Source organism: Microbispora catharanthi (assembly GCF_006334915.2).
GTDB classification, from domain to species: domain Bacteria; phylum Actinomycetota; class Actinomycetes; order Streptosporangiales; family Streptosporangiaceae; genus Microbispora; species Microbispora catharanthi.
On sequence record NZ_VDMA02000009.1, the window covers coordinates 233451 to 246275 of the forward strand.

General features: G+C 71.6%; 15 protein-coding genes. 10 read left to right on the top strand and 5 right to left on the bottom strand.

The annotated features are described in order from the left end of the window. Positions 1-337: 337 nt before the first annotated feature. Positions 338-925 carry a hypothetical protein gene (locus tag FH610_RS19330; RefSeq protein WP_139575907.1) on the top strand — a complete coding sequence of 196 codons (588 nt, stop codon included), beginning with the start codon at positions 338-340 and terminating at the stop codon, positions 923-925. Between the two features lie 255 nt (positions 926-1180). On the opposite strand, the gene FH610_RS19335 is transcribed toward FH610_RS19330, so the two are convergent. Beyond that, positions 1181-1411: a hypothetical protein gene (locus FH610_RS19335; RefSeq protein ID WP_139575908.1), complete on the bottom strand. Its 231-nt coding sequence runs from the start codon at positions 1409-1411 to the stop codon at positions 1181-1183. 82 nt (positions 1412-1493) lie between these two features. Between FH610_RS19335 and FH610_RS19340 the strand changes: the two genes are divergently transcribed. The 4 genes from FH610_RS19340 to FH610_RS19355 all read left to right on the top strand — a co-directional run bounded on the left by FH610_RS19340 (position 1494) and on the right by FH610_RS19355 (position 5444). After that, the gene (locus tag FH610_RS19340) at positions 1494-1787 is read left to right on the top strand and encodes a hypothetical protein (protein WP_139575909.1); all 294 of its coding nucleotides are present in this window, start codon (positions 1494-1496) and stop codon (positions 1785-1787) included. A gap of 403 nt (positions 1788-2190) precedes the next feature. Further along, positions 2191-3948 carry a DEAD/DEAH box helicase gene (locus FH610_RS19345; RefSeq protein ID WP_139575910.1) on the top strand — a complete coding sequence of 586 codons (1758 nt, stop codon included), beginning with the start codon at positions 2191-2193 and terminating at the stop codon, positions 3946-3948. 171 nt (positions 3949-4119) lie between these two features. Next, the gene (locus tag FH610_RS19350) at positions 4120-4620 is read left to right on the top strand and encodes a SigE family RNA polymerase sigma factor (protein ID WP_139575911.1); all 501 of its coding nucleotides are present in this window, start codon (positions 4120-4122) and stop codon (positions 4618-4620) included. Further along, positions 4617-5444, top strand: a complete 828-nt coding sequence (locus tag FH610_RS19355) for a hypothetical protein (protein WP_139575912.1) — start codon at positions 4617-4619, stop codon at positions 5442-5444. The genes FH610_RS19350 and FH610_RS19355 overlap by 4 nt, the downstream gene beginning before the upstream one ends. Before the next feature lie 22 nt (positions 5445-5466). Here FH610_RS19355 and FH610_RS19360 read toward each other — a convergent pair whose 3' ends face one another. The 3 genes from FH610_RS19360 to FH610_RS19370 all read right to left on the bottom strand — a co-directional run bounded on the left by FH610_RS19360 (position 5467) and on the right by FH610_RS19370 (position 8158). Next, entirely contained in the window at positions 5467-6123 is a 657-nt protein-coding gene (locus FH610_RS19360; protein ID WP_139575913.1) for a hypothetical protein, read from the bottom strand. Positions 6124-6237: 114 nt separating this feature from the next. Beyond that, complete coding sequence (locus FH610_RS19365; RefSeq protein WP_139575914.1) at positions 6238-6810, bottom strand: nicotinamidase; 573 nt, start codon at positions 6808-6810, stop codon at positions 6238-6240. 64 nt (positions 6811-6874) lie between these two features. Next, positions 6875-8158, bottom strand: a complete 1284-nt coding sequence (locus FH610_RS19370) for a nicotinate phosphoribosyltransferase (RefSeq protein WP_420813728.1) — start codon at positions 8156-8158, stop codon at positions 6875-6877. Between the two features lie 39 nt (positions 8159-8197). On the opposite strand from FH610_RS19370, the gene clpS reads away from it, so the two are divergent. From clpS to FH610_RS19395, 5 genes are all read left to right on the top strand, one after another. Beyond that, positions 8198-8485 carry an ATP-dependent Clp protease adapter ClpS gene (gene clpS, locus FH610_RS19375; protein WP_079315320.1) on the top strand — a complete coding sequence of 96 codons (288 nt, stop codon included), beginning with the start codon at positions 8198-8200 and terminating at the stop codon, positions 8483-8485. Next, positions 8485-9009 carry a DUF2017 domain-containing protein gene (locus tag FH610_RS19380; RefSeq protein ID WP_139575915.1) on the top strand — a complete coding sequence of 175 codons (525 nt, stop codon included), beginning with the start codon at positions 8485-8487 and terminating at the stop codon, positions 9007-9009. Before clpS ends, FH610_RS19380 begins: the two co-directional genes overlap by 1 nt. 10 nt (positions 9010-9019) lie before the next feature. Next, positions 9020-9436, top strand: coding sequence for a M67 family metallopeptidase (locus tag FH610_RS19385; RefSeq protein WP_139575916.1), 417 nt, complete (start codon positions 9020-9022; stop codon positions 9434-9436). Between the two features lie 259 nt (positions 9437-9695). Further along, entirely contained in the window at positions 9696-9974 is a 279-nt protein-coding gene (locus FH610_RS19390; protein ID WP_139575917.1) for a MoaD/ThiS family protein, read from the top strand. Continuing rightward, complete coding sequence (locus tag FH610_RS19395) at positions 9975-10922, top strand: PLP-dependent cysteine synthase family protein (protein ID WP_139575918.1); 948 nt, start codon at positions 9975-9977, stop codon at positions 10920-10922. Between the two features lie 91 nt (positions 10923-11013). Here FH610_RS19395 and FH610_RS19400 read toward each other — a convergent pair whose 3' ends face one another. Continuing rightward, positions 11014-12645, bottom strand: a complete 1632-nt coding sequence (locus tag FH610_RS19400) for a DUF3352 domain-containing protein (protein ID WP_139575919.1) — start codon at positions 12643-12645, stop codon at positions 11014-11016. Positions 12646-12825 lie beyond the last annotated feature (180 nt).

The following is a 12825-nucleotide window of genomic DNA, read 5'->3' on the forward strand; positions in this document are numbered from 1 at the left end:
CGCATGCCGCAAGCCCTGGTGAGGGCGTTCACGACGTATAGCCCTCGAAAAGGGAAAGGTGTGCGCATTTCGGCCCGGCGCTTCGCCGTCCCCGTGCCGCCGAATGCCGATACGGCCGCGTTGGCCGCGCCTCGAGCCTTCGATCCCGATATGGCGGAATATTCCGATATCGCCGGAACGGCTTTGAGATAGGCGTGACATCTGTTTGCCGCCATCCGATAAGTGGCGCGCTGCCCGCGTTTCCCGGGACAGGTATCTTCGAGGTCGCATCGCACGAAAACGCGGTGACCCGAAAGACCAATTCTCACCTTGGGGGGAAATCAAATTGATTTCTCATATGAGCAGCCCGGCCTCTGGTTCGCGTGGCACCGGTCGCCTGCTGATGTGGTCCGCCGCGGTGGCGGTGACCTGTGCGACCGTGGGGCTGTCGGGCTCGGTCGCGGCGAGCGCCACCCCGGCTAAGGCCGCCCCCGCCACGCAGGCGGCGACGAGCCCGCAGGGCGGGGGGGAGAAGGACAACAAGTCCATCCCGTACCCGCGTCTCGACAGCGCGAACATCGTCACCGCGTTCACGATCGGCGCGACCTCCGTGACTCCGACCGAGTCGAGGACCTTCACGGGGTCGGCGCGCAGGGGCCGCGTCTTCGTTCACGACGGCACGGACTGGGCCGACCTCACCTCGGTGTTCTCCCCGGGCTACCTGTACGACGTGACGCTGGCCCCCGCACCGTCCACCGCCTTCGCGCTCACCGGCGGTGTGCTGACCCGCCTCGGCACCAGCGGGATTCCCGTTGGGCTGGTCAGGGTCACGGTGCGCAAGGCGGACGGCAGCCTCTTCTACTCCGACTGCAGCGTCTCGAACACGAGCGGCGCCTCCACGCTTCCGCTGGTCGCCAGCCGCTGCACGGCCCCGACGCGTCTGTGACGTGAGCGGGCACGGTCGCCCGGTGCCGGTTCTGGGGGCGGGCGGCCGCGTGCGGCCCGGCGGGCCACCGGTCGGCCGGGCCCGTCGGAAAAGGTCCGAAGAAAGACGCTCAGGGCGGCCGCGGCGATTGTCCGACACCGCCTGACAGTGCCCGCCTGATATCTGCCGCGAGCCCTTCTTCTATGAAGAGGCAGCTTCGGGATTCTTTGCCCGGGGTGCGGCGAACTGAAAGAGAATTCTCACCATGGGGGAAATTCAGTTGATTACTCGTACGAGCAGCTCGGCCTCTGGTTCGCGTGGCGCCGGTCGCCTGCTGGCGCGGGGCGCCGCGGTGGCCGTGACGTGCGCATCTGTGGCGCTGTCGGGTGCGGTCGCGGCGAGCGCCGCCTCGACGAAGACCACCCCGGCCACGCAGGCGGCGAGCCCGCAGGGCGGGGAGAAGAAGTTCATTCCCTTCCCGCGCCTGGACGCGACGAACATCGTCACGGACTTCACATTCACCGCCGGCGCGACAACCGTCGCCCCGACCGCATCTCGGACTTTCACCGGCTCCGCGCGCAGGGGTCACGTGTTCGTCAACGACGGTGCCACCTGGACGGACCTGTCGCAGGTCTTCGGAATCGGCTACTTCTACGACATCGCCCTGGCTCCGTCACCCAGCACGGCGGTCCCGGCCGGGGCGACCGGGATCACGTTCCCGGCCACGGGTGCTCCCGCGGGGCAGGTCAGGGTCACGGTGCGGAGGGCGGACGGCGCGATCCTCCGCACCGACTGCAGGGTCAGCTCCCTCAGCGGCGCTGGGACAATCGGTACATTCCAGGCGCTGACCACCGGCAACTGCACCGCCGCGCAGACGGTGTGACGGCCGGTCCGGCCAGATAGCAGCCAGGGCGGACAGCCCCGGGAGCCCGACGGCTCCCGGGGCTGTCCGCCCTCGCGTGTCAGGGCACCGGCGCGCGAGGACGCGGCTACCGCGGGAGCACCTTCCCGCCGGTGAACGAACGCAGCGGCACGGCAGCGGCACGCAGGCAGGCAAAGGGGCGGAAGGCGCCGATGTGCGGTCTCGGGCGGCGGCTCGGCCGGTATGGGGCGACCGTGGACGGCGGCGCCGATCCCGATGCTGTGGGGATTGCCACACCGGGCTATTTCGGACCACCCTGCGCGTGGGCGGCACGTCTTGTCGGTCCGGCGGGCTAGTCTGAATCCACTGTGAGGGAGCGAACCGATAGAGACACCAGTGTTCCGATGAGTTCGGGGAGGCGTCGTTGAGCGTTTCGGCCGCGTCCCACCTCTCCCCGTCCTACCCCGACAGAGCCGCCTGGGGCACCGCCCCGAAGCTGCGCGCATGGCAGCAGCAGGCCTACGACCTCTACTTCAGCCGTGAGCCGCGCGACTTCCTGACCGTCGCCACCCCCGGCGCCGGCAAGACGACGTACGCGCTGCGGATCGCCAGCGAACTGCTCAGCCGCGGGGTCGTGCGCGCGCTGACGATCGTCACCCCCACCGAGCACCTCAAGCGGCAGTGGGCCGACGCCGCGGCCCGGGTCGGGATCGGCATCGACCCCGAGTTCAAGAACAGCCAGGGCGCCACCTCGCGCGACTACGTCGGGGTCGCGGTCACCTACGCGCAGATCGCGATGCACCCGGCGCTGCATCGGGCCCGCACCGAGGCGCGCAAGACTCTGGTGATCTTCGACGAGATCCACCACGCCGGCGACGCGAAGTCGTGGGGCGACGGCGTCCGCGAGGCGTTCGAGCCCGCGACCAGACGACTCGCGCTGACCGGCACGCCCTTCCGGTCCGACGACAGCCCGATCCCGTTCGTCACCTACGTCGAGGACGGCGAGGGGGCGATGCGGAGCGTCTCCGACTACTCCTACGGGTACGGCCCGGCTCTGGCCGACAACGTCGTCCGGCCGGTCATCTTCCTGGCGTACTCGGGAGAGATGAAGTGGCGCACCCGCGCGGGCGACGAGATCGCCGCCACTCTCGGCACGCCGCTGACCAAGGACCAGCTCTCGCAGGCGTGGCGGGCCGCCCTCGACCCCAAGGGCGACTGGATCCGCCAGGTCATCCACGCGGCCGACCGCCGTCTCACCGAGGTGCGGCGGGGCGTTCCCGACGCGGGCGGGCTGGTCATCGCCTCCGACCACGAGTCGGCCCGCGCCTACGCCCGGCACATCCGCACGGTGACCGGGGAGGGGGCGGAGGTCGTGCTCTCCGACGACCCGGGCGCCTCCAAGAAGATCAAGGACTTCGCCGGCTCCGACCGGCGCTGGCTGGTCGCGGTCAGGATGGTCTCCGAGGGCGTCGACATTCCCCGGCTGTGCGTCGGGGTCTACGCCACGAGCACCTCGACCCCGCTGTTCTTCGCCCAGGCCGTCGGGCGTTTCGTCCGCGCCCGCAAGCGGGGGGAGACCGCGTCGGTCTTCCTGCCCTCGGTGCCCGTCCTGATGGGCCTCGCGGGCGAGATGGAGGCCGAGCGCGACCACGTGCTGGGCCGCCGCCGCGACGAGGACGGCCTCGACGACATGCTGCTCGAACAGGCCCAGCAGGAGAAGAAGCAGCCCGACGCGCTCGGCGACGAGCTGCCCTTCCAGACGCTGGAGGCGTCCGCCACCTTCGACCGGGTGCTGTTCGACGGCGGCGAGTTCGGCACCGCCGCCGCGCCCGGCTCGCCCGAGGAGGAGGACTTCATCGGCCTGCCCGGCCTGCTGGAGCCCGACCAGGTGGCCTCACTGCTGCGCAAGCGCCAGGCCGACCAGCAGGCGGCCAAGCGCAAGACCAAGAAGGGGAGCGAGGACAGCGCCCCCGCCCTCGCGCCGCACGAGCAGCTCGCCGAGCTCCGCAAGGAGCTGAACGGCCTCGTCGGCGCGTGGAACCACCGCACCGGCCAGCCGCACGGCGTCATCCACGCCGAGCTGCGCCGCGCCTGCGGCGGCCCCGCCATCGCCCAGGCCACCGCCGAGCAGGTCCGCGAACGCATCGCGATGATCCGCAAGTGGGCCACCCAGCGCAGGTGACCCCCGCCGGGCCCGCCTGCCCCGCAGTCTGAGGCGGCGCGCCCGGCCTGCCCAGCACGCGGTCCGAGCCCGGATGCCGGGCGGGCCGGTCTCTTCCGTGATTTCGTCTGTCATCCGATCCCGCCTCCCGGGGCGTAGTCATCGCCGGAGACGACGAGACGGAGATGATCGATGGACGACGGGTTCGCCGAATACGTGGCACAGCGGCATCTACGGCTGTGCCGGATGGCGTATCTCCTCGCCCGGGACTGGGGTACGGCCGAGGACCTGGTGCAGACCGCGCTGGCGAAAGCATGGGTCGCCTGGCGGCGGATCGAGGGCAACCCCGACCCCTACGTCTATCGCATCATCGTGAACACCCACGCCTCCTGGTGGCGCAGGCGCTGGCGCGGGGAGATCCCGGCCGAGACGATTCCCGAGGCGGCCGACCCCCGCGACGCGGCGGCGGAGGTGGCCGATCAGGTCGCGCTGTGGAGCGCGATCGGCGCGCTCTCCCCGCGGCAGCGCGCGGTGATCGTCCTCCACTACTACGAGGGACGGACGCTCACCCAGGTCGCCGACATCGTCGGCTGCTCACTGGGAGCGGTGAAGACCCAGCTCAGCCGGGCCCTCGGCCGCCTTCGCGTCGATCCGGACATCCAGACCATGACCATGGAGAGGGCCCAGCGATGAGGTACACCGAGAGCGACCTGCGCACGCTGCTGCATGAGCACGGCCGGGAACGCGACGGCGGGGAACCGGCCGCCCCTCTCGACGCGATCGTGCGGCGGGGCCGACGCATGCGCCGGACTCGGCGGGCCGCGACGGCCGGAGCCGCGGTGGCCTTCACGGTCGCCGCCTTCGCGCTGGGAAACGGCCTGCTGATCGGCCGCTCCGGGGCCGACCGGACGACGGTCGCCGCGCGGCCCACCGGCTCCGCCCAGCCCGCGCGCTGGCCGAAGCTCCCCGACAGGTTTCCCGTGGTGCTGGGAGCCGAGAAGTTCGACCTCCGTCCCATCTATACAGGGCGGTTCGAGACGGTGGGCGCCGGGCAGAGGTTGACCTTCACCCCGACCAGTTACTCCACCGCGATCAAGGTGGCCTGCGACGACCCGCGAGCGTGGGTCGTCGTGGCGATGCCGCTCAAGGGCGGCGAGACGGGCGGCTCGGCCGGACGGTGCGGGGAGTCGGTGGGCGGGCACCACGACCGGAAGTCGGCGCCGTCCGGCTGGCTGAAACGCCCGCAGTCCATCCAGGTCTGGGTCTTCCCCGCGGACGCTCCGATACGGGAGGTGGCGTGCCGGAAGATGCCGGAGGAGTGCGACGAGTCCGTGCAGGGCCGGGCGTTGCTGCGCCCCGAGGTGCGCGACCAGCTGTCCGCCATGGCCGGCGGACAACCGGGCCGGTGGACCGCCGCGATCTATGACCGGGCCGGCAAGCGTCCGCCTCTGCCGGACGGCGGACCTCTGCCGGACGCCGGCAGCCCGTTCGCAAGCACATCGACGCCGGCCGGCTGAGACCGAACGGGCGGTGGCCGCGTCAGGAGGTGCGGGAGCGCAACGGGATCCTGTCGCCGGTGTGGCCGTTGATCGCCACGTAACGCCGGTGGTGCCGGGTGGCCGGGCTGAGCCGGAGGCTGAGGGAGGCCATGCCCTGCTCCACGCGTACGGGAACGTTGTGCGCTCCCTCGTGCTGCCTCGCCTCGACGCCCTCGCGCACCCAGATGCGCAGCCGGTGCCCGGCCTGGTGGACGGCCACCGTCGCCGTGTCGCACTGCGCGGGCGACGCGGGCCAGTACACCGTGAGGCCGTGCAGGGCCCTGCCGTGGAACGACAGTCGTACGGCCTCGGGGTTGGGGACGCGGGAGTCGCAGGAGGGAGGGCCGCCCTGTGTCGGTGCCGGTGCCGGAGACGGTGTCGCGGCCGTCGCCACCCGAGGGGGCTGCGCGGCCTGGTCGCCCGCCGGTTGATCGGCGTCGGCGCGTGGGTCGCGTACGGCGACCGTCTGGGCGGGGACCCGGGCGGACTCCTGGCCGAATCCCACGACCATCGTGACCGCCTGCAGGGCCGCCAGCGTCAGCGCGCCCGTGACGCGGAGCACGCCCCGGTGGCCGCGGCCGAAGAGCAGCCAGATGCAGACCGGGGTCAGGACGAGCCAGGTGAGGCCGAGCAGGAACGCGAACATCGGGGCCGCCAATCCACGAAGGGTCGTCGCTCTAGGTAATACACCCGTGACGCTTCGTGGTGAAGACATTGACGTCTGATCCGGCGCGTGTCCCGGCTCAGCCGCCCGGGTCGCCGGATTCGCGGATCAGGAGCGGAGGACGGGCTCCCCGGTGAGCTCCACCCCGGCCTCGGCGAGGCGGGCGAGCGCCGACTCGGTCGTCTCCCTGGCCACGCCGGCCGTCAGGTCCAGCAGGACCCGTACGGCGAAGCCTCCTGCCGCCGCGTCGACGGCGGTGGCCCGGACGCAGTGGTCGGTGGCGATGCCGACGACGTCGACGGCCTCCACGCCGCGCTCGCGCAGCCACGCGGCCAGGCCCGCGCCGTCGGCGGTGGCGCCCTCGAACCCGCTGTAGGCCGCCTGCCGCGCGCCCTTGCTGAAGACCTCTTCGACCTTCGCGGTGTCGAAGGCCGGGTGGAAGTCGGCGCCGGAAGTGCCCACCACGCAGTGCGGCGGCCAGGAGTCCACGAAGTCGGGCTCGGCCGCGAAATGGGCCCCGGGATCGACGTGGTAGTCGCGGGTGGCGACCACGTGGTCGTACGCGTGCTCGTGGACGTGCCGGCTGATCGCGGCGGCCACCTCGGCGCCGCCGCCGACCGGCAGGCTGCCGCCCTCGCAGAAGTCGTTCTGCACGTCCACGACGACGAGCGCGGTCTTCATGGGGTCACCTCACAGTGGCGATCACGGAGGACCGGCGTCGTCCTCATGCGCCGGTCCCCCGCGATCACTTGAAGATAGTAGGGACTGCGGGGTCTCCGGGGGAGAGGCTGCACGCCTCCAGTGGCAACTCGGCCAAAGTCGCCCGGTGGCGGTCGCGCGCGGCCTCCAGGCTCTCGCGCTCGACGACCTTGCCGTCCCGCACGAGTTCGGCCAGCAGCGGGCGGTCCTCCGTCTCCACCGGCTCGCGGGTGACGACCTCGGCGGTCGCCGTGCCGCCGCTGGTCCTGCGGTAGGCCCACTTGCGCCCGCCGACGCTCGGCTTGCCGACCGACGCCTTGGCGACCGGCTGGAGCCGTCCCGTGTGGTCCTCCCGTGCGACGAGCTTGTAGACGAGGCTGGCCGTCGGATGGCCGGAACCCGTGGACAGGGCGGTGCCGACGCCGTAGGCGTCAACCGGCGCCGCGGCCAGCGCCGCGATCGCGAACTCGTCCAGGTCGCCGGTGACGACGATCCGTGTGCGGCTCGCGCCCAGCTCGTCGAGCAGGCGGCGCACCTCAACCGCCACGACCGCGAGGTCGCCGGAGTCGATGCGCACCGCGCCGAGGTCGGGCCCGGCCAGCTCCACCGCGGTGCGTACCGCCTCCGCCACGTCGTAGGTGTCCACGAGCAGAGTGGTGCCGAGCCCGAGGGAGTCGATCTGGGCCCGGAAGGCGTCCTTCTCCGAGTCGTGCAGGAGGGTGAACGCGTGGGCGGCGGTGCCGGCGGTCGGCACGCCGTGCAGGTGGCCGGCCATGAGGTTGGAGGTGGAGGTGAAGCCGCACAGGTAGGCCGCCCTGGCGGCGGCGACCGCGGCGTACTCGTGGGTGCGGCGCGAGCCCATCTCGATCAGCGGCCGGTCGCCGGCCGCCTGGGCCATCCGGGAGGCGGCCGCCGCGATCGCGCAGTCGTGGTTGAGTATCGACAGGGCCACGGTCTCCAGCAGCACGGCCTCGGCGAACGTCCCCTCCACCACCATGATCGGTGAGCCGGGGAAGAACGCCTCGCCCTCGCGGTAGCCGTACACGTTGCCCGAGAAGCGGTAGCCGGCGAGGAACTCGCCGGTGGGCTCGTCCACGATCCCGGAGGAGCACAGGAACTCGATGTCCTGCTCCTCGAAGCGGAAGTCCTCGAGCGCGTCGAGGAACCGTCCGGTGCCGGCCACCACCCCGTAGCGCCGTCCCCCCGGCAGTCGCCGGGCGAACACCTCGAAGACCGCCCGCCGGTGGGCCGCGCCACTGGCGAGCGCGGCCTGCAGCATCGTCAGTTCGTACTGGTCGGTCAGCAGGGCCGTGCCCGTGGTCATGCGCACGTGTCGAAGACTACGACGGTCGTGGTGCAGGATGGGTACGTGGGTAGCACAGCTCCAACCGAGGTCGAGCGTCCGTCGTCGGACGTGCGGCCCGATCTGCCGTGGCTCACGATCGTGTGGAACGACCCGGTCAACCTGATGTCGTACGTCACGTACGTCTTCCAGACCGTGTTCGGCTATCCCCGGCAGAAGGCCGAGAAGCTGATGATGGACGTCCACCACAAGGGCAAGGCCGTCGTCGCCAGCGGCACCCGGGAGGAGATGGAGCGGGACGTGCAGATCCTTCACTCCTACGGCCTGTGGGCGACCGTTCAGCAGGACAAATGATGAGCACGGGATTTCGGGCGACGCGCGACGGGGTGACCGTCCAACTCGACGCGGGCGAGGTGTCGATCCTGCGCTCGCTGGTGTCGCAGGTGCTCGGCCTGGTCGAGCCGGGGACCACCGGCGACGACCCGTTGGAGCGCGCCCTGGGCATCGGCTCGGCGGCCCCGCCGGCCGACCCCGTGCTCGCGCGGCTGTTCCCCTCGGCGTACGCCGACGACGAGGACGCGGCGCAGGAGTTCCGGCGCTACACGGAGGCGACGCTGCGCGACGGCAAGCGCGCCGACGCGACCACGCTGCTGGAGACGGCGGCGCCGGGCAGGCTGACGCTGACGGCCGAGCAGGGGCAGGCGTGGCTGCGGGCGATCAACGACGTCCGCCTCGCGCTCGGCGTGCGGCTGGAGGTCACCGAGGAGGTCCACGAGGAGATCGCCTCGATGTCCGAGGACGACCCTCGCTATCCGGCGTACGTGACCTACGACTGGCTGACCTACCTGCAGGACACCCTTGTCAGGGCGCTTTGGTAGGTTTCCCAGCATGCTGACGATCTCACGCGAGCTGGTCGACAAGATCGTGGCCCATGCCCGGGCCGACCACCCCGACGAGGCGTGCGGCGTCGTGGCCGGGCCCGCCGGGTCCGACCGTCCCGAGCGGTTCGTCCCCATGGAGAACGCCGAGCGTTCCCCGACGTTCTACCGGTTCGACTCGATGGAGCAGTTCCGCGTGTGGCGGGAGATGGACGACCGCGACGAGGTGCCTGTCGTGATCTACCACTCCCACACCGCCACCGAGGCCTACCCCTCCCGTACGGACATCAGCTACGCCTCCGAGCCCGACGCCCACTATGTGCTGGTGTCGACCGCCTCCGAGGAGGAGGCGCCCTTCCGGTCCTACCGGATCGTGGACGGTGTCGTGACCGAGGAGGAAGTCAAGATCATAGAGTCGTACGGTTAAACTTGAACCATGGCTAACGATGACGCTCGTCCCGTGTCGTCACCGGCTGTCCTGTCGCGCCGGGTACGCCCGGAATCTCCTGTTCAGGCGTTCCTCTTCGCGCACACGCCGTCTGTCGTCGTCTACGACTGTCGCTGAATCCGGCCGCCTGTTCGGCGCCGGGGAAGAAGACCGCTGGAATCGTCGCCCGCCTGCCCCTGTTCAGAGCAGGTGGACGCCCACCATAACGACGACCACTGATCAAGGAGATTGAGCCGACATGGCCATCGAGGTCCGCATTCCTACCATCCTCCGCAGCTACACCGAGGGCGCCAAGGCGGTCAACGCCAAGGGATCGACCCTCGAAGAGCTGATCGGCGACCTGGAGGCGCGCCACCCCGGCCTGAAGGACCGGCTGGTGGACGAGTCCGGGCTGCGCCGCTTCGTCAACGTCTACCTCAACGACGAGGACGTACGCTTCCTCGGCGGGCTCGGCACCCCCGTCGCCGACGGCGACACCGTGACCGTGCTCCCGGCCGTCGCGGGCGGAGCGCGCTGAATGCGCTTCGACTCGTTGATCGACTCGGTCGGGCGCACCCCGCTGGTGGGTCTGCCCCGGCTCTCGCCGTCCCCCGACGTACGGGTCTGGGCGAAGCTGGAGGACCGCAACCCGACCGGGTCGGTCAAGGACCGGCCGGCGCTGTGGATGATCGAGCAGGCCGAGAAAGACGGGCTGCTCACGCCGGGCTGCACGATCCTGGAGCCGACCTCCGGCAACACCGGCATCTCGCTGGCGATGTCGGCCCGGCTCAAGGGCTACAAGCTGATCTGCGTCATGCCGGAGAACACCTCCGAGGAGCGCCGCCAGCTGCTGCGCATGTGGGGCGCCGAGATCATCTCCTCGCCGGCCGCGGGCGGCTCCAACGAGGCGGTGCGGGTGGCCAAGGGCCTCGCGGCCGAGCATCCCGACTGGGTGATGCTCTACCAGTACGGCAACCCCGCCAACTGGCGCTCCCACTACGAGTCGACGGGGCCGGAGATCCTCGCGGACCTGCCGACCGTGACCCACTTCGTCGCGGGGCTCGGCACGACCGGCACCCTCATGGGCGTCGGCCGCTACCTGCGCGAGCACGTGCCGGACGTGAGGATCGTGGCCGCCGAGCCGCGATACGGCGAGCTGGTCTACGGCCTGCGCAACGTGGACGAGGGGTTCGTGCCCGAACTGTACGACGCGTCCGTGCTGACCACCCGCTACTCGGTGACCTCGGCCGACGCGCTGCGCCGGACGCGTGAGCTGCTGGCCGCGGAGGGCATCTTCGCGGGCATCTCGACGGGCTGTGCCCTGCACGCGGCTCTCGGCATGGCCCGCAAGGCCGTCCAGGCGGGCGAGCGGGCCGACATCGTGTTCATCGTGGCCGACGGCGGCTGGAAATACCTGTCCACCGGCGCGTACGAGGGCACCCTCGACGAGGCGGAGGACCGGCTCGAAGGCCAGCTCTGGGCCTGATCGCCGCTGAAGGCCGACCGGCTCACCCCGCCCGCTCCGGCATGGGTGGGCCGGAGATCCGGTTCGGGCGGGATGAGCCGGAGTATGGGGATCAGTTGAACACGACCCGGAGTGTGAAGCTCGAGCCGTCCTCGCCGTGGGTGCCGCTCAGGCCGACCGCCCGCAGTTTCTCGGCGTCGGCGCGCTCCTGGCCGTTCAGGCCGTCCAGGTACAGCTTCTCCAGCCGGTCGAGGTCGGCGTACACGGCGTAGGTGGCGTTCGCGGCGTCCGGGACGGCCAGGCGGAACGTCTCGCTCTCGCCGAGCGTGCCGCCGCCGCCCAGCGCGTCGGCATACTCCTGGGTGCTCGCGATCACGAACCGCCCGTCGCCCTCGGCGGTGGCGATGTCGGCGGACCTCTCCATGCCGTTCAGGTGGCCCTTGACCCGGTCCACCAGCTCGCGCGCCTTGGCGGTGTCCGTCGTGAGCACGGCGCCCACCCGAGGCTGTGCGCCGTCGAGGTCCCGCTCGTCCAGGGCGAGCGTGAGGGAGCGGCCCAGCAGCGTCGCGAGGTCGTCCGGCAGGGACAGGCCATACTGCGTCCGCGCCTCGTCGAGGGCCTGCCTGACCGTCTCGCCGCCCGAGCCGCTCGCGGTCTGTTCGATGGACGGCCACTGCTCGCGCAGCAGGTCGCCCAGGCCGGAGATCGAGGCCGCCGCGACCGTGGAGGCGGGCAGCTCGCCGATCTTCACCGGCTCGGGCCGGCCCGACGCGGCCGTCCCGCCGCGGGTGATCCCGGCCAGTTCGGCGTAGTCGCCGGAGAACCGGAGGGCGCCGGCGAACCGCATGCCCCTGATCTGCTGCAGCACGGGCGTCGCGGCGACCTCGCTCCAGCCGGCGTCGGCGACCTTCTCCACGTCCATCCAGAACGACAGCACGCCCTGCTCGCCCAGCGCGCCGAGGTCGGCGGCGAAGCGCGGCTCGCCGGACAGCGGCGCCGCCTTGACGTACTCGTCGGCCAGCTTCTGGCTCATGGCGATGATCGCGTACCCCTCGCGGAAGGCCAGGCCGCCCTTGCCGCCGCCGAGGCCCATCTTGGCGATGCCGGTCCGGGCCGCCGCCTCGTCCTTCACCTGTACGGCGAGCGCCCCGACGGGGTCGCCGCCGCCGTCCGCGGGGAGCACGGCGAGGCCGACGCGGTCGCCGAGCCAGGGTTCGACGTCCCTGGCGTAGTCGACCTTCGAGAGGTCCTGGTCGTCCTTCTGCAGCGCGGTGACGAGGGCCTTGCGCGGGTCGTCGCCGCCGAAGGAGTCGCGGGTGGCCGAGAACTTGCGGGCGATGCCGAACAACGCGAGCTTCTGCCCGGCCGACGGGTCGAGGTCGAGCCGGACGTAGGCCATCGCGTTCGCGGGCAGCACGTCCTGCGGTTGGGTGCCGCCGCCGCTCAGCTTCGAGGCGGCCCACACGCCGCCGCCGCCGACCACCCCGACGAGCACGGCGGCCACCAGCGCGAGGATCCAGCCGCGCCCCCGGCGGGCCCGGTCCTGAGGAGGCGCCGGCGGGCCGGGTACGGTGGCGGAGCCGATCTCCTCCGGCTCGGTCCAGGACGGCAGCCGCACGGTGTGCGCCTCGTGGGCCTCGTTCGCGGCGGTGCGGGGAACGCGATAGGCGACGGTGCGGTCGAGGTCGGGTTCGTCACCCGGCTGCCAGGGGCTCGGGGTGTGCGGGGAGGTGTCGGGGGACATGGGGCTCACTCACATGCGTCGTCGTCAGGTACGCCGCGACGCTAGGCCCGGCCGGTAGCGACGCGCTTGCAGCCCGCTTGACCGCGAGCCCGGTGCCCCCCGGAGAAAGCCCGGTGCCGGCCCAGTGAAAGCCCAGTGAAAGCCCGGCGCAGGGCCGGTGCCGACCCCACGAGCCCACGG